The 25,196-nt window shown below is 68.9% G+C and carries 22 protein-coding genes; 14 read left to right on the top strand and 8 right to left on the bottom strand.

Going from position 1 to position 25,196, the window contains the following annotated elements; translation table 11 throughout:
* Positions 1–129 precede the first annotated feature (129 nt).
* The 3 genes from KHC24_RS01650 to KHC24_RS01640 all read left to right on the top strand — a co-directional run bounded on the left by KHC24_RS01650 (position 130) and on the right by KHC24_RS01640 (position 3,343).
* A complete protein-coding gene (locus KHC24_RS01650; protein ID WP_213358739.1) occupies positions 130–1,743 on the top strand; it encodes a Hint domain-containing protein in 1,614 nt (537 codons plus the stop codon).
* A gap of 217 nt (positions 1,744–1,960) precedes the next feature.
* On the top strand, positions 1,961–2,893 hold the full coding sequence (locus KHC24_RS01645) for a cyclase family protein (RefSeq protein ID WP_246545985.1): 933 nt from the start codon (positions 1,961–1,963) through the stop codon (positions 2,891–2,893).
* Between the two features lie 156 nt (positions 2,894–3,049).
* Entirely contained in the window at positions 3,050–3,343 is a 294-nt protein-coding gene (locus KHC24_RS01640; RefSeq protein WP_213358737.1) for a DUF2218 domain-containing protein, read from the top strand.
* A 3-nt stretch (positions 3,344–3,346) separates the two neighbouring features.
* Here KHC24_RS01640 and KHC24_RS01635 read toward each other — a convergent pair whose 3' ends face one another.
* Positions 3,347–3,637, bottom strand: a complete 291-nt coding sequence (locus tag KHC24_RS01635; protein ID WP_213358735.1) for a sulfurtransferase TusA family protein — start codon at positions 3,635–3,637, stop codon at positions 3,347–3,349.
* Between the two features lie 77 nt (positions 3,638–3,714).
* Here KHC24_RS01635 and mobB point away from each other — a divergent pair, with 77 nt between their 5' ends.
* Complete coding sequence (gene mobB / locus KHC24_RS01630; protein ID WP_213358733.1) at positions 3,715–4,236, top strand: molybdopterin-guanine dinucleotide biosynthesis protein B; 522 nt, start codon at positions 3,715–3,717, stop codon at positions 4,234–4,236.
* Between the two features lie 6 nt (positions 4,237–4,242).
* Here mobB and mobA read toward each other — a convergent pair whose 3' ends face one another.
* The 3 genes from mobA to recG all read right to left on the bottom strand — a co-directional run bounded on the left by mobA (position 4,243) and on the right by recG (position 7,453).
* On the bottom strand, positions 4,243–4,854 hold the full coding sequence (mobA, locus tag KHC24_RS01625; RefSeq protein WP_271180590.1) for a molybdenum cofactor guanylyltransferase MobA: 612 nt from the start codon (positions 4,852–4,854) through the stop codon (positions 4,243–4,245).
* Positions 4,851–5,246, bottom strand: a complete 396-nt coding sequence (locus tag KHC24_RS01620; protein ID WP_246545984.1) for a YbaN family protein — start codon at positions 5,244–5,246, stop codon at positions 4,851–4,853. The genes mobA and KHC24_RS01620 overlap by 4 nt, the downstream gene beginning before the upstream one ends.
* A gap of 110 nt (positions 5,247–5,356) precedes the next feature.
* Complete coding sequence (gene recG, locus KHC24_RS01615; RefSeq protein ID WP_213358731.1) at positions 5,357–7,453, bottom strand: ATP-dependent DNA helicase RecG; 2,097 nt, start codon at positions 7,451–7,453, stop codon at positions 5,357–5,359.
* 300 nt (positions 7,454–7,753) lie between these two features.
* Here recG and KHC24_RS01610 point away from each other — a divergent pair, with 300 nt between their 5' ends.
* Both KHC24_RS01610 and mfd read left to right on the top strand, forming a co-directional pair.
* Positions 7,754–8,050 carry an FAD assembly factor SdhE gene (locus KHC24_RS01610; protein ID WP_213358729.1) on the top strand — a complete coding sequence of 99 codons (297 nt, stop codon included), beginning with the start codon at positions 7,754–7,756 and terminating at the stop codon, positions 8,048–8,050.
* Complete coding sequence (gene mfd, locus KHC24_RS01605) at positions 8,047–11,604, top strand: transcription-repair coupling factor (RefSeq protein WP_213358727.1); 3,558 nt, start codon at positions 8,047–8,049, stop codon at positions 11,602–11,604. The genes KHC24_RS01610 and mfd overlap by 4 nt, the downstream gene beginning before the upstream one ends.
* Before the next feature lie 257 nt (positions 11,605–11,861).
* Here the strand turns inward: mfd and KHC24_RS01600 are convergent, their stop codons facing one another.
* On the bottom strand, positions 11,862–12,173 hold the full coding sequence (locus KHC24_RS01600; RefSeq protein WP_213358725.1) for a hypothetical protein: 312 nt from the start codon (positions 12,171–12,173) through the stop codon (positions 11,862–11,864).
* 163 nt (positions 12,174–12,336) lie between these two features.
* Entirely contained in the window at positions 12,337–14,043 is a 1,707-nt protein-coding gene (locus KHC24_RS01595) for an extracellular solute-binding protein (protein WP_213358873.1), read from the bottom strand.
* Between the two features lie 350 nt (positions 14,044–14,393).
* Between KHC24_RS01595 and KHC24_RS01590 the strand changes: the two genes are divergently transcribed.
* Positions 14,394–15,161 (top strand): invasion associated locus B family protein, encoded by a 768-nt coding sequence (locus KHC24_RS01590; protein WP_213358723.1) that lies wholly within the window; start codon positions 14,394–14,396, stop codon positions 15,159–15,161.
* Positions 15,162–15,283: 122 nt separating this feature from the next.
* On the opposite strand, the gene hspQ is transcribed toward KHC24_RS01590, so the two are convergent.
* On the bottom strand, positions 15,284–15,613 hold the full coding sequence (hspQ, locus tag KHC24_RS01585) for a heat shock protein HspQ (protein ID WP_213358721.1): 330 nt from the start codon (positions 15,611–15,613) through the stop codon (positions 15,284–15,286).
* A gap of 189 nt (positions 15,614–15,802) precedes the next feature.
* Here hspQ and KHC24_RS01580 point away from each other — a divergent pair, with 189 nt between their 5' ends.
* Positions 15,803–16,759, top strand: a complete 957-nt coding sequence (locus tag KHC24_RS01580; protein ID WP_213358719.1) for an AEC family transporter — start codon at positions 15,803–15,805, stop codon at positions 16,757–16,759.
* Positions 16,760–16,771: 12 nt separating this feature from the next.
* Here the strand turns inward: KHC24_RS01580 and KHC24_RS01575 are convergent, their stop codons facing one another.
* The gene (locus KHC24_RS01575; RefSeq protein WP_213358717.1) at positions 16,772–18,061 is read right to left on the bottom strand and encodes a UbiH/UbiF family hydroxylase; all 1,290 of its coding nucleotides are present in this window, start codon (positions 18,059–18,061) and stop codon (positions 16,772–16,774) included.
* A gap of 167 nt (positions 18,062–18,228) precedes the next feature.
* On the opposite strand from KHC24_RS01575, the gene KHC24_RS01570 reads away from it, so the two are divergent.
* From KHC24_RS01570 to KHC24_RS01545, 6 genes are all read left to right on the top strand, one after another.
* On the top strand, positions 18,229–18,954 hold the full coding sequence (locus tag KHC24_RS01570; protein ID WP_213358715.1) for a CDP-alcohol phosphatidyltransferase family protein: 726 nt from the start codon (positions 18,229–18,231) through the stop codon (positions 18,952–18,954).
* Between the two features lie 28 nt (positions 18,955–18,982).
* Positions 18,983–19,960, top strand: coding sequence for a quinone oxidoreductase family protein (locus KHC24_RS01565; protein WP_213358713.1), 978 nt, complete (start codon positions 18,983–18,985; stop codon positions 19,958–19,960).
* A gap of 334 nt (positions 19,961–20,294) precedes the next feature.
* Positions 20,295–21,872 (top strand): ABC transporter ATP-binding protein, encoded by a 1,578-nt coding sequence (locus KHC24_RS01560; RefSeq protein ID WP_213358711.1) that lies wholly within the window; start codon positions 20,295–20,297, stop codon positions 21,870–21,872.
* Complete coding sequence (locus KHC24_RS01555) at positions 21,862–22,938, top strand: ABC transporter permease (RefSeq protein ID WP_213358709.1); 1,077 nt, start codon at positions 21,862–21,864, stop codon at positions 22,936–22,938. Before KHC24_RS01560 ends, KHC24_RS01555 begins: the two co-directional genes overlap by 11 nt.
* Positions 22,931–23,854 carry an ABC transporter permease gene (locus tag KHC24_RS01550; RefSeq protein WP_213358707.1) on the top strand — a complete coding sequence of 308 codons (924 nt, stop codon included), beginning with the start codon at positions 22,931–22,933 and terminating at the stop codon, positions 23,852–23,854. Before KHC24_RS01555 ends, KHC24_RS01550 begins: the two co-directional genes overlap by 8 nt.
* Before the next feature lie 107 nt (positions 23,855–23,961).
* Positions 23,962–25,047, top strand: coding sequence for a BMP family ABC transporter substrate-binding protein (locus KHC24_RS01545; RefSeq protein ID WP_213358705.1), 1,086 nt, complete (start codon positions 23,962–23,964; stop codon positions 25,045–25,047).
* Positions 25,048–25,196: the final 149 nt, after the last annotated feature.

Genomic DNA, 25,196 nt, shown 5'->3' with positions numbered 1-25,196 from the left:
AAATAATTTCAAATTAAAATCAATTCATGCGTATTTTGTCTGCGTTTCTTCGCGATTTGGACGGCGATCACCCCGCGCGGCTTCTAAGACGGCGGTGGGTGACGAATTCCAGAAACGTGGGCGAGGAAAATGGCCGACCTGAATGTAGCCAGTGGCGCGACGACAACCGTCAACACCAATGCCTCCTACGGAGGTATTTTCCTTGGAAGCAGCTCGACGCTGATCGTTGATGGCGCTTCCATATCGACCGCTTATCTTGATCCAGGCAGCAATTCACTGATCAAGGTCACGGGTGGAGCGACCTTTACGAACACCGGCTGGACCGGCGGCTCGAATGTCACCTTCCAGATCGACGGCGCCTCGACGCTGGACTTCTCCATCGCCGCGGGCGGCGGCGGCGGCATCGACGGCCAGAAGGTCATTTTCACCGGCACCGGCGATGGCACCCTGCGGCTGCCCGGCGGCATAACCAGCCTCGACATCCAGGGCTTCGCCACGGGCGACGTGCTGCATTTCAGCGATGCCGACATTACCGAATTCCGCACCATCGATAATGGCGACGGCACCTTCACCCTTCAGGCGGTGCAGGTGCAGAGCGAGTGGTACACCGCGATCCTGTCCTCGGTGACGCTGTCGGGCAGCTTCAATCCCGCCGATTTCATCTTCGATCCCGAGACCGGCACCGTCGGCTATGCCTGCTTCCTGCGCGGCACCATGATCGCCACGCCGGAAGGAGAGACCGCGGTCGAGAACCTCAAGGCCGGCGACCTCGTGCTCACCCATGACGGCCGCAGCGTCGCGGTGAAGTGGATCGGCCATCGTACGCTGCGCGTCCGTGCCATCCCCGAGGCCAAGCGCATCGAGGCGATGCCGATCCGTATCCGCAAGGGCGCGCTCGGCAAGGGACAGCCGCATCGCGAGCTGGTGGTCTCGCCGCAGCACCACATGTATCTCGACGGTGCCCTGGTGCCGGCGGTGCTGCTGGTGAACGGCAAGACCATCGTGCAGGACTTCTCGATGGAGAAGATCGAGTATTTCCACGTCGAACTCGACCGCTTCGACGTCATCCTGGCCGAAGGCACGCCGACCGAATCCTATCTGGACACCGGCAACCGCGCCATGTTCGACGGCGAGAGCCGGGTCGTCACCCAGCTGCGCCCCAGCTTCCAGGAGGAGCGCCGGGAACTGACCCGGCAGGCCCGCGCCGCATGCGGCTTCGAGGTGCTGCGCAACGGCCCCCGGCTGAACAAGCTGCGCCGCCGCCTCTTCGCCCGCGCGGAAAGCCTGACCGGCCTGGTGCGCAAGACCGACAGCGGCCTGCGCCTGCTGTGCAACGGTGGCGAGATCCGGCCGGACGTGTCGTCCGAGGGGCGCTACAGCTTCACCCTGGAGACGCTGCCGGCCGGTGGCCTGCTGCTGCTGTCACGCACCACCGTGCTGCGCGACGGCGTCGACAATGCGACGCGCAGCCTTGACGTGGTCGGGGTCGGGGTTACCGGCATCGAACTGCGCGCCGGCGCTTCGGTCCGCGACATCCCGCTCGACCATGCCGCGCTTACCGGCTTCCACCCCATGCATCGGCATCAGGGCGGCCAGCGCCGCTGGACCTCGCAGGCGGCCCTGATGCCAGCCTCGCTGTTCACCGGGCTGAACGGGCCGGTGACGGTGACCCTCACCATCGATAGCGGTTCGCTGCGCTACTGGTCGAAGGCTGCGGCGAAGCGGATCGCCCGCGCCGCCTGAAAACGCTGACCATGCGAGCCGGCGGGGTCGTGACCGATCCCGCCGGCTTTTGCGTTTGGACGTGGGCGTTTGGACGTGGGGGTTTGGGCGCGGCGCCGGATTCGGCGCGCGCCCCACACATGGCAGGCCGCCCATGTCGCGCCGGCATGTCTTGTGCGCCGCGGCAAAAGGCCGGAGGTTGGGCGCGTCGATCGACGCTGACCGCTGGAGGCTGGACATGACGTGCATGAAGACCGCGGCATTGGTCGCGCTGGTCGTGCTGACCGGGGGCATCGCCGCCCGCGCCGAGGAGCCGCCGCTGTGGAAGCTCTACGAGCAATCGCTGAAGGGCGCCAAATATATCGACCTCACCCATGCCTTCGAGCCGGTGCAGCCGGTGTGGCCGGGCTTCGGCAATGCGGTGTTCAAGCCGGCGGTCGCCGGGCAGGACATCGAGGGCTATGTGAAGAAGGGCGAGGAATTCACCTATGAGAAGCACGGCTTCGTCGCCTCGGCCTATGAGCTGACCACCGACCAGTACGGCACCCAGCTCGACCCGCCCTCGCACTGGAACCCCAAGGGCGCCACCATCTCCGACCTGCCGGCGAGCTTCGCCATCCGGCCGCTGGCGGTGATCGACATCTCCGGCAAGGTGGCGAAGGACGAGGGCTACCACCTCGGCGTGGCGGATATCGAGGAATGGGAGAAGACCCATGGCCGCATCCCGGAAGGCGCGGTCGTGTTCGTGCGCTCGGACTGGTACAAGAAATGGGCGGACCGCGAGCGCTTCAACAAGAAGCCGTTTCCGGGCGTCGGCCTTGCGGCGCTGAAATTCCTGCATCTCGAGCGCAAGATCCTGTTCCACGGCCACGAGCCGCTGGACACCGACACCACGCCGACGCTCGAGGGCGAGCACTGGCTGATGCACAATAATTTCGCTCAGGCCGAGGGCGTCGCCAATCTCGACAAGGTGCCGGAGAGCGGGGCGCTGGTGACCATCGGCTTCGCCAAGCCGCTCGGCGGCTCGGGCGGCTATGCCCGCTACGTCGCCATCGCGCCGGCGGACTGGAAGGAGGGCGTCTCGGTGCTCGACGCGCCCGGCGCGCCGCTGCCGACGCAGGCGGCACCGCTGAAGCGCGACGCCAACGGGGTGTTCCGGCCGACGCCGTGAGCGGAGGGGCCGGAAGGCGGGCGCTGGCCGGCCCTCGCTTCCCGACCGCGCCGAGGTCGGCGCGGTCACGGTCCGGTGAGGGCGGTCCGTGCCAGTGGCTCATTTGGAATCAGCGTATTAGAGAGTTGCCTTCGATCCATATGTGAGCCGAAAGCCATGTCGATCAGTTCCGCCACCGTGCCGACCGCCCATGCCAGCCGCTATCTGCAGCAGCTCTGCAAGCACTGGGCGCACAAGTTCGAGGTCAGCTTCACCCCGGAGGACGGGCGGATCGTGCTGCCGGAAAACACCGTCGCCACCTTGCATGCCGATGCGGCGGGGCTCGGCGTGCGGCTGGAGGCGGTCGATGCGGAGACGCTGGAGCGGATGAAGGGCGTGGTCGCCCGCCATCTCGACCGCTTCGCCTTCCGCGAGGCGCCGCTGCCCTTCGACTGGCGCGACGCGGGCTGAACCTCAGGCCTTGCGGATGCGGAAGACCAGCTCGACGGCGCGGCGTTCGCTGGATTCCACGATATCGCCGAGCTGGCGGACCAGATGCGGGATGTCGATCACCGCCATCGGATCGGTGCAGACCACCTCGAAGCGCTGGCCCGGCGTGGCGCGCTCCAGCGCCCGGCGGGTGTGCAGCGCCGGCAGCGGGCATTTCAGCCCCTTCAGGTCGAGGAGCCGGGGCAGATCGGAATCAGGCTGATCGGAATCAGGCTGTTCGGAACCGGGCTTGCCGGGATCGGCATCGACAGGCATCAAGGTCACTCCTGCGGCTTCGCTTAAGGCGGGGGCGCGAACCCGGCAAGACTGAAGGCCGGGAAACGGAGGAAATCATGCGCGTAATGGGTTTCGCCGGCTGGAGCGGCGCGGGCAAAACGACGCTGCTCGCCCGGCTGATTCCGGTGCTGGTCGGACGGGGGCTGAAGGTCTCGACCATCAAGCACGCGCATCACGAATTCGACGTCGACACGCCGGGCAAGGATTCGCACACGCATCGCGTCGTGGGCGCCAGCGAGGTGCTTGTCGCCTCCTCGGTGCGCTGGGCGCTGATGCATGAGCTGCGCGGCGCGCCGGAGCCGGAGCTGCCGGAGCTGATCGCCCATCTCGCCCCGGTCGACCTGGTGCTGGTGGAGGGCTTCAAGCGCGACCGGCACCCGAAGATCGAGATCCACCGCGCGGAGGTGGACCGGCCGTTCCTGCATCCGGACGACCCGTTCATCGCCGCCATCGCCTCGGACGAGCCGCTGCCCGGTGTGAATCTGCCGGTGATCGAGCTCGATGCCACCGACACCATCGCCGATTTCGTCGAGGCCCATGCGGCAGCGGTGACGCTGGTGGACTGGCGCACCCGCTGAGCGCGGTCAGCCGACCGAGGCGATCAGCCGCTCGGCGGTCGCGAGGTCGTCGGGGGTGTTGATGTTGAGGAACGGGTCGTAGGGCTCGACCGGCCAGTCGACGGAGACGGTGCCGACGCGGGCAGTGAAGGCGCGCACGCGGCGCTCGCCCTCATCCAGCAGCAGCGCGCGCAGCCGCGGCGCGAGCGAGACATCCCACAGGCCGATCACCGGATGGTCGCGCCCGCCGGAGGCGGCGATGGCGGCAGCGGCTTCGCCTTTCTCCGCCAGCAGCCGGGCGACGAGATCGGGCGGCAGCAGCGGGCAATCGGCGGAGACGGTGAGGATGTGCCGCGCCCACGGCGCATGGGCGTGCGCGTACTCGAAGCCGGCAAGCAGGCCGGCAAGCGGGCCGGGGAAGTCCGGCAGCGGGTCCGCCACCACCGGCAAAGCGAGGCCGAAGCGCTGCGGGTCGCCATTGGCATTGAGGATGAGGGCATCGACCTGCGGCGCGAGGCGGGTGATCACCCGGTCGATGAGGCGGTGGCCGGCGACCGGGCGCAGGGCCTTGTCGCCGCCGCCCATGCGGCGCGACAGGCCGCCGGCGAGAATGACGCCGAGAATGCGGTTCCCGGTCACGCCGCCGGCCTTGTCAGCAGGAAGGCGGCGACGGCGAGCATCATCGCGCCGATGCCGGCCAGCACCAGGCCCGGGATGGCGGTGAAAGTCAGGATCATGAAGCTCGCCGCCATCGAGCCGGTGGCGACGAATTGCGCCCAGCGCGGCACCACACCCCGCGCGCGCCAGGCGATCACCGCCGGGCCGAGCTTGGGATGCGCCAGCAGCCAGCGCTCGAAGCGCGGCGAGGAGCGGGTGAACAGCCAGGCGGCGAGAATGAGGAAGGGCGTGCCCGGCAGCAGCGGCGCCACCAGCCCGACCACGCCGAGGCCGACGCAGACCCAGGCGAGGGCGAACAGCACCCAGCGTATGGGGGCGGCGGCGGTCGGGAAGGTGCGGTGCTCGTCGTTCATGGCGGCGGAGCTGGAGCCTCGTGGGTCTGGCGTCTCATTCCGGCCGGGGCGGGTGATCATCGTGGATCGATCATCCCGCGCTCCCGTCTGTGCGGGTGCAGCATAGCGGCTTATCCGGCGTCGAGCAGCCTCACCGCGACATCGCGCTCGAAAATGTGCAGCAGCAGGCGCAAGGCCCGGCCGCGCTCGCCTTCGAGATTGGGATCGGCGGCGACGAGGGTGCGCGCCTCGGAGCGGGCGCGCTCCAGCAGGTCGCCATGCACCTCCAGCCGGGCGACGCGGAAGCCGGGCAGGCCGCTCTGGCGGGTGCCGAGCAGGTCGCCCTCGCCGCGCAGTTCGAGATCCTTCTCGGCGAGATAGAAGCCGTCATCGGATTCGCGCAGCGCTTCCAGCCGGGCGCGGGCGATCTCGCCGAGCGGGCGGCGATAGACCAGCAGGCAGATCGAGGCGACGTCGCCGCGCCCGACCCGGCCGCGCAGCTGGTGCAGCTGGGCGAGGCCGAAGCGCTCGGCGTGCTCGATGACGATGATGCTGGCCTCCGGCACATCGACGCCGACCTCGACCACGGTGGTGGCGACCAGGATGCGGGTCTCGCCGCGCGCGAAGGCGCCCATGGCGGCGTCCTTCTCGGTCCCCTTCATCTTGCCGTGCACGAGGCCGACGGCGTCGCCGAAATGCTGCTTGAGGTCGGCGAAGCGTTCCTCGGCGGCGGCGAGGTCGGAGGTCTCGGATTCCTCCACCAGCGGGCAGATCCAGTAGACGCGCCGGCCCTCGGTGAGGGCGTGGCCGAGGCGGGCGATCACCTCGTCGAGCCGGTCCATCGCCACCATGCGGGTATCGATCGGCTTGCGGCCCTTCGGCTTTTCCCTGAGCTCGCTCGAATCCATGTCGCCGAAATAGGTGAGCACCAGCGTGCGCGGGATCGGGGTGGCGGTCATCACCAGCACGTCGACCGCCTCGCCCTTGGAGGCGAGGGCGAGGCGCTGGTGCACGCCGAAGCGGTGCTGCTCGTCGACCACCGCGAGGGCGAGGTCGGCGAAGCCGACGCCCTCCTGGAACAACGCATGGGTGCCGATGACCAGATCGACGTCGCCAGCGGCGAGGGCGCTGCGGATCGCCTCCCGCGCCTTGCCCTTCTCGCGGCCGGTGAGCAGGGCGACGCGGATGCCGGCGGCCTCGGCGAGCGGGGAGATGGTCTTCAGATGCTGGCGGGCGAGGATTTCGGTGGGCGCCATGATCGCCGCCTGATGGCCGGCCTCGATGACGGTGGCGGCGGCGAGCAGGGCGACGACGGTCTTGCCGGAGCCGACATCGCCCTGCAGCAGCCGCAGCATGCGGTTGCCCGAGCCGAGATCGGCGCGGATCGCGGCGAGCGCCGTCTCCTGCGAGCCGGTGAGGGCGAAGGGCAGGGCGGCGAGGATCTTCGCCGCGAGGGCGCCGGTGCCGACCACCGGGCGGCCGGTCTTGCGCACGGTGCGGGCCCGCACCAGGGCCAGCGCCAACTGGCCGGCGAGCAGTTCGTCATAGGCGAGGCGACGCCAGGCGGTGCCGGCGGGGGTGGCGTCGGCAGTGTCCTGCGGCTGATGGACCTTCGCGAGCGCGGCGTGGAACTCCGGCCCGCCGGGCAGGGAGCCCCAATCGGGCAGCAGGGGCGCATGTTCGGCGCCGGTACGCTGGACGGCGGCGGCAATGGCGCGGCGGAGGTGCCCCTGCCCGAGACCCTCGACCAGCGGATAGACCGGCTCGACGGGGGGCAGGCGGGCAAGGCCGGCATCGTCGAGCACGCGGTCGGGATGCACGATCTGCGGGATGCCGTCATAGAGCTGCACGGTGCCGGACACCCAGCGATCCTCGCCGACCGGCAGCATGTGCTCCATGCGGCCACGGTCGGCGGCGAAGAACACCAGCACCATGTCGCCGGTGTCGTCATGGGCGTAGACGCGGTAGGGCGCGCGCGAGCCGGGCGGCGTCGGCTGGTGGCGGTCGATATGGACGCGGACGGTGCCGATCTCGCCGGGCACCAGCTCGGCCACGGTCGGGCGGGCGCGACGATCCAGGGTGGAGGAGGGCAGGTGCAGCAGCAGGTCGAGCACCCGCGCGCCTTCCGGCTTGCCGAGCAGCCGGCCGAACGGGCGGGCGAGCTTCGGCCCGATGCCCGGCAGGTCGGTGAGGGCGGCGAAATAGGCGTTCAGGACGTCGGGGCGCATGGCGCGGCGAATGTGGACGAAGCCCGCGCGGGGTGCAATCCGCGACGCCCGGCTCTCCCCATCCGGGAGCGGCCAGGGGCAAGAACTTCCCGGCGTCCTGCCATCGGCGGGCCGTGCACCGGCCGGTTCTCGCGCCACCCTCGCCATCATGCGGGAAATTTCTCGCGCCGCCGGGCCGGACGGATGGGACGCCTCTTCCCGAAACCCCTCCCATTGCCTACCTGACAGCGGGACGGCGGCGCGCTAAGAGGTGCGCTTTCCTTTCGGGTCGCGCATGGCGACCCTAACGAGGCGCATTCGATGACCGGAACCACGCGGTCGAGCGCGGGGCTCGACCCTCGCCGACGGCGGCTTCTCTTCCGCTCCTGGCATCGCGGCACGCGCGAGATGGACCTGCTGATGGGCCGCTTCGCCGACGCCCTGCTGCCCGAAATGAGCGAAGAAGAGGTCGATGCTTTCGAGATCCTGATCGAGATCGAAGACCCGGACCTGCTGGGCTGGGTCAATAGCGGCGCCGCCCCGGCGCCGTTCGACACGCCGATGTTCCAGCGGTTCTGCCGCTTCCACCTCTCCGGGGAAGGCCTTCCCGAAATATGACCAAAGCCCATTCCGCCCCGATCGCCCGCGGCCTGATCGAAAATCTTGCTCCCGGCCGGACGGTGACCCTCGCCAATGTGCCGGCCGGCATGGAAGGTCTGGTCATCGGCGACCTCGCCCGCGCGCTCGCCGCCAAGGACGATGCCGCCTGGCCGACGCTCACCGTGATCTGCCGCGATGTCGAGCGCATGGCGGAGCTGGAGCGGGCGCTCGCCTTCTTCGCCCCCGAGGTCGAGCGGCTGTCGCTGCCGGGCTGGGACTGCCTGCCCTATGACCGTGCCTCGCCGCATGGCGACATCGTCGCCCGGCGCATGACCACGCTGGCCCGGCTGGCGCGGGTGAAGGGGCGCGAGGGCGGCTCGGTGGTGCTCACCACCGTGGACGCCGCCCTGCAGCGGGTGCCGAAGCGGGCGCTGATCGGCACGCATTCCTTCTCGGCAGCGCCGGGCAATGCGCTCTCCCTCGACGACGTCACCGGCTGGGCGGAGGTGAACGGCTTCATCCGCACCCCGACCGTGCGCGACACCGGCGAATATGCGGTGCGCGGCGGCATCGTCGACCTGTTCCCACCCGGCCTGCCGCTGCCGGTGCGGCTCGATTTCTTCGGCGACACGCTGGAATCCATCCGCTCCTTCGATCCGGAGACCCAGCGCACCGCGGCGCAGATGCGCGCGCTCGACCTGGTGCCGATGAGCGAATTGCAGCTCACCAGCGAGACGATGCGCCGCTTCCGCATGGCCTATGTGGCGCAGTTCGGCGCCGCCCAGCGCGGCGACATGCTCTATGAGGCGGTGAGCGAAGGCCGGCGCTATCCCGGCATGGAGCACTGGCTGCCGCTGTTCCATGACGGGCTCGACACGCTGTTCGACTATACCGGCGACAGCCCGGTGGTGATGGAGGCGCAGAGCGTCGAGGCGGCGGGCGAGCGGCTCGCGCAGATCCGCGACTATTACGACGCCCGCCGCGAGAGCCAGGACCTGGCGCATGCGCATTCCGGCCAGGGCATGCTGGGGAGCGGGGCGCCCTATAAGCCGCTGCCGCCGGAGGCGCTCTACCTCACCGAGGCCGAATGGGCGAAGCGTCGCGAGGCGGCTCCCGCCGTGGCGCTGACCGCCTTTGCGGTGCCGCCCTCCAAGCAGGTGATCGACCTCGGCGGCCGCGCCGCGCGCTCCTTCGCCCCCGAGCGCGCCGATCCGGAAGCCAACCTGTTCGAGGCCGCCGTCGGCTATCTGCGCGAGCTGTCGCCGCAGAAGCGCACCGTGGTGACCGCGTGGTCGGAGGGGTCGCTCGACCGGCTTACCACCGTGCTCGGCGACCATGGCCTCAGGGGCGGCCAGCGCGTCGGCACCCGCGATGCCGCCGAGACGCTGCCCAAGGGCGCCATCGGCTTCTCGGTGCTCGGCATCGAGAGCGGTTTCGAGACCGATACGCTGGTGGTGATCGGCGAGCAGGACATCCTCGGCGACCGCCTGGTGCGGCCCAAGCGCAAGGCGCGCCGGCCACAGGACGTGATCTCCGAGCTTTCGGCGCTGACCGCCGGCGATCTCGTGGTGCATGTCGACCACGGCATCGGCCGGTTCGTGGGCTTGAAGACCATCGAGGCGATGGGCGCGCCGCATGACTGCCTGGAAATCCACTACGCGGAAGGCTCCAAGCTGTTCCTGCCGGTGGAGAATCTCGAACTGCTGTCGCGCTACGGCTCGGAGGATACCGAGGCGCAGCTCGACCGGCTGGGCGGCGGCGGCTGGCAGGCGCGCAAGGCCAAGATGCGCTCGCGCATCCGCGAGATGGCGGCGGAGCTGATCAAGGTGGCGGCCGAGCGCCAGCTCAAGGAAGCGCCGCGGCTGGTGCCGGCGGAGGGCGTCTATGACGAATTCCGCGCCCGCTTCCCCTATGAGGAGACCGAGGACCAGGAAGCCTCGATCGAGGCGGTGTTCGACGATCTCGGCTCCGGCCACCCGATGGACCGCCTCGTCTGCGGCGATGTCGGCTTCGGCAAGACCGAGGTCGCGCTGCGCGCTGCCTTCGCGGTGGCGCTGAACGGCAAGCAGGTGGCGGTGGTGGTGCCGACCACGCTGTTGGCGCGCCAGCATTTCAAGACCTTCTCCGAGCGCTTCAAGGGCTTGCCGGTTGTGGTGCGGCAGCTTTCGCGGCTGGTGCCGTCCAAAGAGGTGAGCGAGACCAAGAAGGGGTTGGCCGACGGCACGGTCGATATCGTCGTCGGCACCCATGCGCTGCTTGGAAAAGCGATCTCCTTCAAGGATCTCGGCCTCGTCATCGTCGACGAGGAGCAGCATTTCGGCGTCGGCCACAAGGAGAAGCTGAAGCAGCTGCGCGCCGAGGTGCATGTGCTGACGCTGACGGCCACGCCGATCCCCCGTACGCTGCAACTGGCGATGACCGGGGTGCGCGAACTGTCCATCATCGCCTCGCCGCCGGTGGACCGGCTGGCGGTGCGCAGCTTCGTGACGCCGTTCGATCCGCTGATCGTGCGCGAGGCGCTGCTGCGCGAGCGCTATCGCGGCGGCCAGAGCTTCTATGTGTGCCCGCGCATCGAAGACCTCGGCGAGGTGAAGGAGTTCCTCGACAAGAACGTGCCGGAGGTGAAGGTCACCATCGCGCATGGCCAGATGGCGGCGACGCAGCTCGAAGAGATCATGACCGCCTTTTATGACGGGCAGTTCGACGTGCTGCTGTCGACCACCATCGTGGAGTCCGGCCTCGACGTGCCGAACGCCAACACGCTGATCATCCACCGCTCCGACATGTTCGGCCTCGCCCAGCTCTATCAGCTGCGCGGACGGGTCGGGCGCTCGAAGACCCGAGCCTATGCGATCTTCACCCTGCCGGCCGAGAAGCAGATCACCCAGCAGGCGGAGAAGCGGCTGAAGGTACTGCAATCACTCGACACGCTGGGGGCCGGCTTCCAGCTGGCCAGCCACGATCTCGACATTCGCGGCGCCGGCAATCTGCTCGGCGACGAGCAGTCCGGGCATATCAAGGAGGTCGGCTACGAACTTTATCAGGAGATGCTGGAGGAGGCGATTGCCAACCTCAAGGCCGGCATCACCGCGCCGGTGGCTGAGAAATGGTCGCCGCAGATCTCCATCGGCGCGCCGGTGCTGATCCCGGAAGACTATGTCGCCGATCTGCATGTGCGGCTGAACCTCTATCGCCGGCTCGCCGATCTGGAGACAGAGGAGGAGATCGAGGAGGTCGGCACCGAACTGATCGACCGCTTCGGCCCGGCGCCGGAGGAGGTCAAGCAGTTCCTCAAGCTGGTGGCGATCAAGGCGATGTGCCGTCGCGCCAATGTCGAGAAGGTCGATGCCGGCCCGCGTGGCGCGGTGCTCACCTTCCGCGAAAACCAGTTCCCCAATACCGCCGGGCTGGTCGCCTATCTTGGCAAGCCGCATGTGATCGCCAAGGTGCGACCGGATCTGAAGGTGGTGTTCTCCGACGACTGGCCGGAAGCCAATGCGCGGCTCAAGGGCGTCGGGGCGATCCTGAAGGAGCTGGCGAAGATCGCCGGCGGCACCGCCAAGGCGGCGTGACGGGCCGGTTGGGGCGTCTGGCGGTTAGGGCGGGGTAGGTGAGGCGGCGCGGGCCTGCGTCCTTCGAGGCTCGCTCCGCTCGCATCTCAGGATGAGGGTGTCCTGTGGGAAAGCACCGAAAGGCCGGCGACCACGCCTCGTCATTCCAGCTCGAGCGCAACTTCGCGCGGGAACCGCTCTCTCAATCTGCGCAATCCCGAATGCCCTTCGGCCGTCTAGGACGACGGAGCAAAGGCGGAGCGGAAGTCTCCCGTCTGCTACGGATCGGAATCGTAGGCGCCGTCGCCATCGGGCAGGTCGTCGGCGTCCACGTCGTTGCCGATGCCGACGCCCACGCCGCCCAGCTCATTGCCGCCGGCCTGGTTCATGTAGTCCATCGACTTGTCCGAACCGGGCCGATCCGGCATCGGGCCGGGATCGAGATAGTTCGGGTTGTTCAGCGGCGGAATGACGATTTCCTCGCCCTGCGCGCGCGGCTGGGGATGCACGGTGATGGACTGCTGGGCCCACGCAGGACCGGCAGCAAAGGTCGCGGCGGCAAGGCCGGCGGCGAGAAGCGCGTAACGCATGGTCGAACTCCGAAGGACAGCCAATCTCCGCGCCGCCCGCCCCCTAAGGAGCCGTTTCCGCCCGGCATGTCCAGCGTCAGGGCGTCGCTAGGTTAAGGAAATCGGCGGGTGTGGCCGCGGCGACCCGTCGCGGGTGCGGCGATGGTAACCGCGTCATGCCGCTTCAGCGCGTGCGTTCGCCCTGCCACCAGGTTTCGGCCAGCGTGCCGCGCAGCGACAGCGTCGCCGGCCGCTCGACATCGCGCCAGCGCGCCAGCCATTCGCCCGGCGTGTGGAACAAGGGCAGCGAGAAGCGGGCCGAGATCAGCACCCGGTCGAGCGCCCGCACGGCGGTGACGAACTCCTCGCGCGGGCGGGCGGCGAGCAGCGCCTCGATCATCGCATCCGCCGCCGGGCTCCTCAGCCCCATGAAGTTGCGGGTGCCCGGCGTGTCGGCGGCGGCCGAGCCGAAATAGAAGCTCTGCTCATTGCCGGGCGACAGCGACTGGTCCCAGATATAGGGCACGATATCGTAATCGTAGTTCATCTTGCGCGCCTCGAACTGGGCACCGTCGACGAGGCGGATCGACAGCTCGATGCCGGCGCGCTTCAGCATGCGCTGCCAGGCCAGCGCCAGACGCTCCTGATCATAGGTGCCGACCAGCACCTCGGGAGCGAGCGGGCGGCCATCGGCGCGCGAGACCAGCCGGCCGGCCCTGAGCCCGTAGCCGGCGGCCTCGAAATGCTCCAGCGCCCTTCTGAGTCCGGCGCGGTCGCGGCCGGAGCCGTCGGAGGCTGGCGGCTGCCAGGAGCCGGCCATTACCTCGGGCAGCACCGCGTCGGGATAGGGGGCCAGCAGCTTTCGCTCGTCGGCGGAGGCGGGGCGGCCGCGGGCGGAAAGCTCGGAGCCGTCGAAGAAGCTGCCGCAGCGCCGGTACAGGCCGAAATACAGCTTGGCGTTCGCCCATTCGGCGTCGAACAGTTCGGCCATGCCGGCGCGGATGCGCACGTCGTCGAAGGGCTTGCGGCGCATGTTGAAGATCAGCGCCGAATAGGGCTTGGGAACGCGGGTAGCGATGTCCTCGCGCAGGATGCGCCCGTCGCGCACCGCCGGGATGTCGTAGCCCGCGCTCCAGCGGCCGGGGTCGGTCTCGAAGCGGATATCGGTGAGGCCGCGCTTGAAGGCTTCGAACAGGCCGTTGACCTCGCGGTAATAATCGTAGCGCAGCTCGTTGAAATTATAGAGCCCGCGATTGACCGGCAGCGCGTCGCCCCAATAGTCGGCGCGCCGGCGCAGGGTGACGCTCTCGCCGGGGCGCACGGCGGCGACCTCGTAGGGGCCGGAGCCCAAAGGCGCCTTGAAGCTGGTCTGCTCGAAGGTCGCGGGATCGGTGGCGTGGCGGGCGAGGATCGGCATCAGGCCGAGGATCAGCGGCAATTCGCGGTCGGCGCCGGCGAAGTCGAAGCGGACCGACCGCTCCCCGGTGGCTTCGGCCTTGGCGACCTTGCCGTAAAAGCTGCGCAGATTGGGGCGCCCGCGGGTACGCAGCAGCTCGAAGGAGAACAGCACGTCGGCGGCGGTGACCGGGACGCCGTCGGCGAATCGGGCGCGCTCGTCGATCTCGAAGGCGACATAGGCGCGGGCGTCGTCGGTCTCGATCGAGCGGGCGAGGAGGCCGTAGACGGTGAAGGCCTCGTCGGGCGAGCGCGCCATCAGGCTCTCGACGAGGTTCCATCGCACGAACGGCGCCGGCGAGCCGCGCACGATGAACGGATTGAGGCTGTCAAAGGCGCCGACCGCGCCCTGCACCAGCCGCCCGCCGCGCGGCGCGGCGGGATTGACGCTGGCATAGTGAGCAAAATCAGCGGGATAGAGCGGGTCGCCATGCATGGCGAGGCCATGGCGCGCGGCGGTTTTTGCCGATGAGGCGGCGGCTGCCACGGTTTCGGCATGCCCGCGGGTCACAATGAGCGGCAGGCAGGCGGCGGTCCAGACTGCGCCTTTCGCGGCCACGAGGCCGTTGCGCAGGACGGCGCGACGGGTGATATCGGTCACGCTTGCTGTTTCCTTGCGACGGATTCGCTCCGGATTGGTCGCGCCACTGATAACAGAATGGACGCCGGCCGCGCCATGAGCCACTGTCTTGCCGCATTTGAACGGGAGACAGCCTCGTCTTCCCAGAGGCGCCAAGGCGTCCGTCGCCGTAGCCTATGCCGCGGTTCGCACGACAGGAACTTGATATGATCAGACGCTCGTTTCCCGCGCCGCAGTCGCGCCTCGCGCGCAAGGTCGCCGGAGCTGCCCTGCTGCTCGCTCTTGCCGGCGCCGGCCCGGCCTTCGCCCAGGCGCAGCAGAAGCCGGCGGCCAAGCCCGCCGCTCCGGCCGCCAATGCCCAGGCGCCGGCACCGCAGCAGCAGGCCGCCCCGCAGATCCCCGCCATCCCGATCCCGTGGGTGAAGCGCTGCGAGGACAATCCGCAGATCAACAAGAAGGTCTGCAACTACGAGCAGAGCATCATCACCGACACCGGGCAATTCCTGGTCCGCTTCGGCATCTTCGAAGTGAAGGACGACCCGAAGAAGTTCTTCACCGTCTCCTTCCCGACCGGCGTGCTGCTGCGCCAGGGCTTCCGCGTGGCGCTGGCCAACGAGCAGCCGATCCTCGGCACCTACATCATGTGCGACGAGCGCACCTGCCGCGGCGACCTGCAGGTTGACGACGAGTTCATCGCCCGCATGAAGAAGGCTCCGGGCCTGACCATCCAGGCCGCCAACGCGGTCGGCCGGCTGATCAATTACCCGATCGGCCTCGGCGATTTCGCCAAGGTCTATGACGGCGGCGATACCGATCCGAAGGTCTTCGAAGAGCAGGTCAAGAAGATCCAGGACCAGGTAAAGGCCCGCCAAGAGCAGCTGAAGGCCCAGGCGGATGCGCGCGAGCAGGCCACCAAGCAGGGGCTGGAGAAGCTCGGCGCCGAGAAGCTGAAGGGCGCCCAGCCGGCGCAGTGACGCCGGCGCTTCCGCACCCGGAAGGCGCGACGCCAACGAAAATGCCCGGCCTCTCGCGAGGACCGGGCATTTTTCATTGTCGAGGCATTCTTCGGCGAGGCGACCCCTGGGGAGGGGCGGGGCTATTGCAGCCGGTCGCTCTTCACCCGCCAGCCGCCATCGCCATCGGCGGCGAGCATTTCCTCGACCTGGGGATGGCGCACCGGCTCGCCGGAGGTGTCGGGTTCGAGATTCTGCTCGGAGACATAGGCGACATATTCGGTGTCGGCGTTCTCGGCCAGCAGGTGGTAGAAGGGCTGGTCCTTGGACGGGCGCATGTGCTCGGGGATCGATTCCCACCACTCGTCGGTGTTGGCGAACTCCGGGTCCACATCGAACACCACGCCGCGAAACGGGAAGTGGCGGTGGCGTACCACCTGGCCGATGCGGTACTTGGCGCTGCGTTCCTTCATATCCATATCGTTCGCCTTTCCGCGCGGGTGAGCCCTAAGCGCCGGGTGCGATGATGTCAACTTTAGCAGTACTCGTGCTGCGGAAGAGGATGCTACCTTAGGCCTAGTTCTGCTGTGGATGAGCAAGCAACCGGCGTGCCGGACGTTGTGGCGATTGACCGCGCCGCGGTGAGCCGATAGCCAACGCGCATGGCCGACGTCCTCGCGCTTGCGCTTCCCTTCTTCGGAGTGATCTTCCTCGGCCTCGGCTGCGGCAAGATCGCGCGCATCCCGGAGAGCGGGCTCGCCTGGCTGAGCTTCTTCATCATCTATGTGGCGCTGCCGGCGCTGTTCTACTCGCTGGTGGCGCGCACGCCGTTCCACGAACTGGCCAATGGCCGCTTCATTCTGGTGACGACGCTTTCTACCGCGACCTGCTTCGCGCTGTCGCTCGCCGTCGGGCTCTGGCTGCGCCGCAACCTGCCGGAAGCGACGATCTCGGCCATCGTCGGCTCCTATTCCAATGTCGGCTATATGGGGCCGGGGCTGACTCTCGGCGCCCTGGGGGCGGCCGCCTCGGTGCCTACCGCGCTGATCTTCGTGTTCGACAGCCTGTTCTTCTTCACCGTGGTGCCGCTGCTGATGGCACTGGGCGGGCGCGACAAGCGCTCGCTGGGAGCGACGCTCAGGTATGTGGTGCGGCGGGTGGTGACGCATCCTTTCAACGTCGCCACCTTTCTCGGCGTGCTTTCTGCCGCCATCGAGTTCCACCCGCCGGCGGCGATCGACCGCATGCTGGAATTCCTGAAGAACGCGGCGGCGCCCTGCGCGTTGTTCACCCTCGGCGTCTCGGTGGCGCTGCGCCCGATGGGCAAGGTCTCCGGCGAGGTGCCGTTCCTCATCGCCATCAAACTGCTGGTTCACCCGCTGCTGGTGTTCACCGTGCTGATGCTGGTGGGCGGCTTCTCTCCGGTATGGGTGGCGACCGCGGTGCTGATGGCCGGGCTGCCGCCGGCGCTCAATGCCTTCATCATGGCCAAGCAGTACGAGACCTATGTCGAAGGCGCCTCCGGTGGCGTGCTGATCGGCACCGTGGTGTCGGTGGCGACCGTCACCGCGCTGCTCTATGCGGTGCAGCACGACATGCTGCCGCATGGGTTCAACTGATAAATCAGCTTATTAAGCGACGTTGTTCGTGCCCGATGTCAGGCCGGAGGCAGCAGCGCGCATCAGCGGCGGCACGTCGCGGCTGGGGCCGACCCCCTCGCGCATGACGAGGCGGCGCAGCGTCGCCGACCGGCCGAGCGCCCACAGTCCCAGCCCGCGCACCCCCTGGACGGGCAGAAAATCGGTGAGCAGCGAGCGGTTGAACAGGTCGACGGCGAGGCTGCGGCTTTCCACATCCGCCGTGCGGCGGCGCTCATAGGCGGTGGCGACGTCGGCGCCGGCGATGTCATGCCCGGCGCGGCGGGCCTGGCCGGCGAGCTCGGCGAGGGTGGCGGCGTCGCGGATGCCGAGATTCAGCCCCTGGGCGCCGATCGGCGGGATGATGTGTGCCGCCTCGCCAAGCAGGAAGATGCGGCCGCTGGCGAAGCGCTCGGCGGTGCGGGAGCCGAGCGGGAAGGCGCCGCGCCGGCCGTCGAGCCGCATCTTGCCGAGCAGCGAATGGGCGCGGCGCTCCATTTCGCGCGAGAAACCGGCCTCGTCGAGCGCCATCAGCGCCTCGGCATCCTTCGGCGCGACGACGCAGACGATGCTGGTGCGGTTGCCGGGCAGCGGCACCAGCGTGAACGGGCCGGTCGGGGTGTGGAACTCGGTGGAGATGTCGCGATGCGGGCGGTCATGCGACAGCGTCGCGGTCACCGCGACCTGCGGGTAGTCCCGCGCGCGTAGGCCGATGCCGGCGGCGGCGCGGCAGGGCGAGTCGCGCCCATCGGCGGCGACCACCAGGGCGGCGACCAGCGAGCGGCCATCGTCGAGGGCAAGCGTCGCCGCGTCGGCGGCATCCGACACGGCTGTGACGCTGGCCTCGACGCGGGTGATTCGCGGCGCGGCGGCGACGCTCGCCTCCAGCGCCGTCAGCAGCGGCTCGTTCTCGACGTTCCAGGCGAAGGCCGGCAGGCCGAGCTCGCCCGCCTCGAAGCTCACCTCCGGGGCGCGCCACAGGCGGTGGGTATCATCGACGAGGCGCATGACCCGCAGCGGCGAGACCTTTTGCGCCGAGCCCCGGCCGGCGAGGCGCGGCCATACGCCGAGCGCATCGAGCGCGCGCACCGAGCCATCCATCAGCGCGGTGGTGCGGGCGTCGCGCCGGCGCGGCGGGCCGATCAGCGCCACGTCGAGCCCTTCGCCGGCAAGGGCGAGGGCGGCGATCATCCCCGCGGCGCCGGCGCCGACCACCGCCACCGGTGAACCTTCGACCAATGCGGGCGTTGGGTTTTGCGGCGCGGATGCGAGGTGCGGCTCCATCGAGGCCTCCATCTTGTGTTGTGCGGGGCTATAAGGCCGGGCATGAGTGTGGGATAAGCGAGGGCAACGCGGTCTGTCCATGCGGATCGGTACGGGCGTGATATATGCGCGACGTCGACGAAGAACATGCCGGCCGGTCTCGCGTCGCGGCCTTGGGAGAACCACCAGTGGCGGTGTCCGCTAAACCTTTTGCCGAGAGGCCGACGCGTCAGCAGACGCTGGCCTTCGCGGTTCATGTCTTCACCGCCACCGGCGCGGTGCTCGGCCTGCTGGCCCTGATCGCCGCCGTCGAGGGCAATTGGGCGCTGATGTTCGCCTGGCTCGGCGCCGCCTTGTTCGTCGACGGCATCGACGGCTCGATCGCCCGCAAGGTGCGGGTGGTGGAGGTGCTGCCGCGCTGGTCGGGCGAGACGCTCGACCTCGTGGTCGACTACCTCACCTATGTGCTGGTCCCGGCCTTCGCGGTGGCGACCGGCGGGCTGATGCCGACCTGGCTCGCCGTGCCGGCCAGCGCGGCGATCCTGCTCACCAGCGCGCTGTATTTCGCCGACACCAACATGAAGACCGAGGACAAGTATTTCCAGGGCTTCCCGGCGGTGTGGAACCTGGTGGTGTTCTACTTCTTCCTGCTGCCGATGAACGGCTACGTCATCGCCGCCCTCATCGCCTTCCTGTCGGCGGCAACCTTCCTGCCGATCAAGTTCGTGCACCCGTTCCGGGTGGTGCGGGGGCGGCTGCTGACCATCGGGCTGCTGGCGCTGTGGGCGCTGCTTGCGGCGACGGCGGTGATCGAGCGGCTGGCGCCGCCGACCTTCGTCAGCGTCGGCCTCTGCCTCGTCGGCCTGTATTTCCTGCTGTTCGGGCTGGTGCCGTCGCGGCGCCGGGCTTCGTGACCTTCTCGATCTTTCCGGAGTGAGTTCCATGGTGTTGGCGGTGCGCGTGCACGAGGTCGGCGGACCCGAGGTGCTGAAGGTCGAGGACGTGGAAGTCGGCGCGCCGGGGCCGGGCGAGGTGCGGCTGCGCCACACCGCCATCGGGCTGAACTTCATCGATACCTATTTCCGCTCCGGCCTGTATGCGCCGGCGGGCGGGCTGCCGTTCACGCCCGGCAACGAGGCGGCCGGCGTGATCGAGGCGGTGGGCGAGGGCGTCACCGGCTTCAAGCGCGGCGACCGCGTGGCCTATGGCACCGCGCTGGGCGCCTATTGCGCCGAGCGGGTGATGCCGACGACGACGCTGGTGAAGCTGCCCGACGGCATCGACGATGCCACCGCCGCCGCCATGATGCTCAAGGGCATGACCGCCCGCTACCTGCTGCGCCAGACCTACCCGGTGAAGGCCGGCGACGTGGTGCTGGTGCAGGCGGCCGCCGGCGGCGTCGGGCAGATTCTCTGCCAATGGGCGAACCATCTCGGCGCCACGGTGATCGGCACTGCCGGCTCGCCGGAGAAATGCGCCATCGCCCGCGAGGCGGGCGCCGCCTACACCATCGACTACACCAAGGAGGACTTCGCGGCGCGGGTGAAGGAGATCACCGAAGGTGCGCTGTGCGACGTGGTCTATGACGGCGTCGGGCAGGCGACCTATCCGGCGTCGCTGGACTGCCTGCGCCCGCGCGGCATGTGGGTGAGCTTCGGCAACGCCTCCGGCGCCATCCAGAACTTCTCGCTGTTCGCGCTGTCGCAGAAGGGCTCGCTCTATGCGAGCCGCCCGACGCTGTTTACCCATGTGGCGACCCGCGAGGCGCTGGAAGCCAACGCCGCCGATCTCTTCGACGTCGTGCTGAAGGGCGTGGTGAAGATCCCGGTCAACCAGCGCTACAAGCTCGCCGATGCCGCCGAGGCGCATCGCGAGCTCGAAGGGCGCAAGACCACGGGATCGAGCGTGCTGATTCCCTGAGGCGGTCTCCTTGCGGGCCAGCTCTTCCCGATGGGGAGAGGAAAACGGCGTGGAAACGTCTGATGGCGACGTCCTGCTGAAAAATACGAAATTGCCGTGAATTGGAGCAGATTCACGCAAGCCGCGATCAGACTTTGGACTTGCTCCGCTTACCCGGCATGCGATGCTTGTTAAAAGTGCATCTGCCGTGGAGCCCGGATGAGACATCGCTGCCCGCTCCGACCGGTTCCGCCAGGGATGGCTGCCGCGCGTTCGTCGACGCGGGGTGACAGCCGCCGGGACACGCGCCATGCCCGGTGAAGTGATCTCCGGTAAAGCTTTGTCCGGTGAAGCCATGCCCGATATCGCCACCTCCGATCCTGCCGCTTCTGGAGCCGTGCCGCCGGCGGTGCTGGAGGCGATCGGGCTCACCAAGCGCTTCGGCGCCCTTGTGGCGAACGACCATGTGAGCCTCGCCATCCGTGCCGGCGAGACGCATGCGCTGCTCGGCGAGAACGGCGCCGGCAAGTCGACGCTGGTGAAGATGATGTGCGGCCTGTTGCAGGCCGATTCCGGCGAGCTGCGCTTCGCGGGCGAGCCGATCACCTTTCCCGACCCGGCCGCCTCCCGCGCCAAGGGCATCGGCGTGGTGTTCCAGCATTTCGCGCTGTTCGACGCGCTCACCGTGGTGGAGAACGTCGCGCTCGGGCTGCCCGGCAGGGAGCCGCTGGCGGCGCTCGCCGCCCGTATCGAGGACTGCGTCGGCCGCTACGGGCTGGAGGTCGAGCCGCATCGGCGGGTCGGCGAGCTTTCCGTCGGCGAGCGGCAGCGGGTGGAGATCGTGCGCTGCCTGCTTGGCGATCCGCGGGTGCTGATCCTCGACGAGCCGACCTCGGTGCTCACCCCGGACGAATCCGAGAGCCTGTTCCGCACCGTGGACCTGCTCACCGCCGAGGGACGGGCGGTGCTGTTCATCTCGCACAAGCTCGACGAGGTGCGCCGCCTGTGCCAGCGCGCCACGGTGCTGCGCGGCGGTAAATTCATCGCCGAGGTCGATCCGCGCCGCGAGAGCTCGGCCAGCCTCGCGCGGTTGATGGTGGGTGCCGAGGTGCCGCGCACGCCGCGCGTGGCGACGCATGAGCTCGGCGAGCCGCGCCTGCTGATCAAGAACCTCACCCTCAAGGGCGACGGCTCGCGCGGCTCGGCGCTGCACGCCATCAACCTCGAGATCCGCGCCGGCGAGATCGTCGGCATCGCCGGGGTGGCGGGCAACGGCCAGACGACGCTGTTCGAGGCGCTGTCCGGCGAGCGGCGGGGCGAGGATGCGGAGGCGATCGTCATCGACCGCACGCCGGCCGGCGCGCTGGGGCCGACCGAGCGGCGGGCGCTCAAGGCCGGCTTCGTGCCGGAGGAGCGGCTCGGCCACGCGGCGGCGCCGGACATGCGGCTCTCCGACAACGTGCTGCTGACCACCCATGGCGACGGGCGGATCGTGCGCCACGGCGTCGTTCGCCACTCGGTGCTGAATGCGATGTTCGCCGACATCGTCAAGCGCTTCGACGTGCGCTTCGGCGGCAAGGACCCGAAGGCGCGGCGGCTGTCCGGCGGCAATCTGCAGAAATTCGTCATCGGCCGCGAGGTGCTGCGCGAGCCGGTGCTGCTGGTGGTCGACCAGCCGACCTGGGGCGTCGACGCGGCGGCGGCCGGCTTCATCCGCACCACGCTGCGGCGGAAGGCGGCGGAAGGCTGCGCGGTGCTGGTGATCAGCCAGGACCTCGACGAATTGCTGGAATTCACCGACCGCATCGCGGTGATGAGCGAGGGGCGGCTCACCCAGCCGGTGCCGGTGGAGGAAACCTCGCGCGAGGCGATCGGCCTCGCCATGGGCGGCGCGCACGGGGCTCCGGCGCAGGAGGATGCCGATGCCGCTTAAGCTCGAACGGCAGGAAAACGTCCCGCTCGCCGGCCTGGTGGCGGCGCCGTTCGTGGCGCTGGCCTTCACGCTCATCGTCGGCGCGGCCATGTTCCTCGCCATGGGCCACGACCCGATCGAGGCGTTCCGCATCTATTTCATCGAGCCGCTGGGCGATGCCTATACCTTGCAGGAGCTGGTGGTGAAAACCTGCCCGCTGCTGCTGATCGGCGTCGGGCTCGCCTTCTGCTACCGCGCCAATCGCTGGAACATCGGCGCCGAGGGGCAGTATGTCGCCGGCGCGCTGCTCGGCTCCTGGCTGGCGCTGGCGACGCACGGCACCGGTGCCGGGCCGTGGGTGCTGCCGGCGATGCTGGTGCTCGGTGCCCTGGGCGGTGCCGCCTACGGGCTGATCCCGGCCTTGCTGCGGGTACGCTTCGGCGCCAGCGAGATCCTGACCTCGCTGATGCTGGTCTATGTCGCCGAGCTGTTTCTCGACTATCTGGTGCGCGGGCCGTGGCGCGACCCGGCCGGCTTCAACTTTCCCCAAAGCGTGACCTTCGACGCGGTGGCGACCATGCCGCTGCTGCTCGACGAGGGGCGCCTCCATGGCGGCATCGTCATCGCGCTGATCGTGGTGGTGGCGGCGACCTTCGTGCTGGGGCGCACGCTGGTCGGCTTCTCCATCGAGCTGGGCGGTTCCGCCCCGCGCGCGGCCGCCTTCGCCGGCTTCGACGAGAAGCGGGTGACCTATGGCGTGTTCGCCGTCTCCGGCGCGCTGGCGGGGCTCGCCGGCATCATCGAGGTGGCGGGGCCGATCGGCAACATGCAGCCGTCGATCTCGCCGGGCTACGGCTTCACCGCCATCATCGCCGCCATGCTCGGGCGGCTGCATCCGGTGGGCATACTCGTCTCCAGCTTCGTGCTGGCGCTGACCTATATTGGCGGCGAGGCGGCGCAGATCTCGCTGCGCATGCCGTTCGACGTCACCCGCGTGTTCCAGGGCACGCTGCTCATCGCCATCCTGGCGGCCGACGTGCTGGTGCGCTACCGCATCCGCCGGGTGGAGGGCGTGCGCCATGCTTGACACGGTGATGATCGGCGCGGTTCTCGCAAGCGTGGTGGCGGCGGCGACCACGCTGCTGATCGCCTCGCTCGGCGAATTGGTGGCAGAGCGGGCGGGGACGCTCAATCTCGGCGTCGAGGGCATGATGATCATCGGCGCGGCGGTCGGCTACGCCACCGCCTACTCGTCCGGCAGCCTGCTGCTCGGCACGCTGGCGGCGGTGCTGGCCGGGGTGGCGCTGTCGCTGGTGTTCGCGGTGCTCACCGTGTGGCTGGCGGCGAACCAGGTGGCGTCGGGGCTGGCGACCACCATACTCGGGCTCGGCCTTGCCGGGCTGATCGGCGCGCCCTTCGTCGGCACCCGGATCGACGCCGCGCCGGAACTGCGCATTCCCGGCCTCACCGACCTGCCGATCATCGGCAAGGCGGTGTTCGGGCAGGACGCCTTCGTCTATGCCTCGATCGCGCTGCTGGTGCTGGTGACGTGGGGGCTGGCGCGCACCCGCACCGGCCTGGTGATCCGCGCGGTGGGCGAGAGCCATGTCGCCGCCCATGCGCTCGGCCATCCGGTGCGCCGGATCCGCACGCTGGCGGTGATGTTCGGCGGCGCCTGCGCCGGGCTGGCCGGAGCGCAGCTGTCGCTGGCCTACACGCCGTTCTGGGCCAGCGACATGACTGCCGGCCGCGGCTGGATCGCGCTGGCTCTGGTGGTGTTCTCCGCCTGGAAGCCGCTCTGGCTGCTGGCCGGCGCCTATCTGTTCGGTGCAGTGTCGATCCTGCAGCTGCATGTGCAGGGCTTCGGGCTCGGCATTCCCTCGCAGCTTTTGTCCTCGCTGCCCTATCTGGCGACGGTGGCGGCGCTGGTGCTGATTTCGGCGCTGAAGCGCGGGCAGGGCGCTCCCGCCTCGCTCGGCGTGCCCTTCGTGCCGGATCGCTGAGGCGCGACATTCATTCCGGCCGCGCCCAGCGGCCTCAAGCCCCCGCGGCAGCGGCCACGCGGGGGCGGACATCCAGGCCGCGACGGACAGGAAGAGCGGAGACGTTCATGCGGAAGATTCTCTCATTGGCGCTGGGCCTCGCCGCGGGCGCGGCCCTTGCCGGCGCCGGCGCGTTGCCGGCCTCCGCCGCCGAGAAGCTGAAGGCGGCGTGGGTCTATATCGGCCCGGTGGGCGATTTCGGCTGGACCTACCAGCACGACCAGGGCCGCAAGGCGGTCGAGGCGGCCTTCGGCGACAAGGTGGAGACCACCTATGTCGAGAGCGTGCCGGAAGGCCCGGACGCCGAGCGCGTGATCGAGCAGCTGGCCCGCGCCGGCAACAAGATCATCTTCACCACCTCCTTCGGCTATATGGAGCCGACGCTGAAGGTGGCGAAGCGCCATCCCAAGGTGATGTTCGAGCACGCCACCGGCTTCAAGCGCGACAAGAACGTCGCCACCTACAACTCGAAGTTCCACGAGGGCCGCTACATCCTCGGCCAGATCGCCGCCAAGATGTCGAAGACCGGCACCATCGGCTATATCGGCTCCTTCCCGATCCCGGAGGTCATCTCCGGCATCAATGCGATGATGCTCGGCGCCCAGTCGGTCAATCCCGACATGAAGATCAAGATCGTCTGGGTGAACTCCTGGTTCGACCCGGCCAAGGAGGCCGATGCCGCCAAGGCGCTGATGGACCAGGGCGCCGACATCATCACCCAGCACACCGACAGCCCCGCCGCCATGCAGGCCGCCGAGGCGCGCGGCGTGAAGGCGTTCGGCCAAGCCTCCGACATGATCAGCTTCGGCCCCAAATCGCAGCTGACCTCCATCGTCGACAATTGGGCGCCCTATTACGTCAAGCGCGTCAAGGAGGTGATGGACGGCACCTGGACCTCCACCGATACCTGGGCCGGCATCAAGGACGGCGAGGTGGTGATGGCGCCCTACACCAATATGCCCGACGACGTGAGGGCGATGGCTGAGGCGACCGAAGCCAAGATCAAGTCCGGCGAGCTGAACCCGTTCAAGGGCCCGGTCTATAAGCAGGACGGCACGCTGGCCGCCAAGGAAGGCGAGGCAGTGCCGGACAAGGATATCCTGTCGATGAACTGGTACGTGAAGGGCATCGACGACAAGGTGCCGGGGCAGTAAGCCCTGCCGCCTGACCGCGCTTATGCTGATGGCGGCGGCCCCTAGGCCGCCGCCGCGATTGCCAAAGCCGCGCCCATATGCGATGGCGCCAGACGATGCCGGGCCCGGTCACTGAAAGCAGCCATGCCGGCCGGCGGCAATTGGGGACG

Source organism: Ancylobacter defluvii (assembly GCF_018390605.1).
Taxonomy (GTDB): domain Bacteria; phylum Pseudomonadota; class Alphaproteobacteria; order Rhizobiales; family Xanthobacteraceae; genus Ancylobacter; species Ancylobacter defluvii.
Note: the sequence above shows the minus strand (reverse complement) of the source record. Positions and strands in the feature narration are given on the sequence as shown.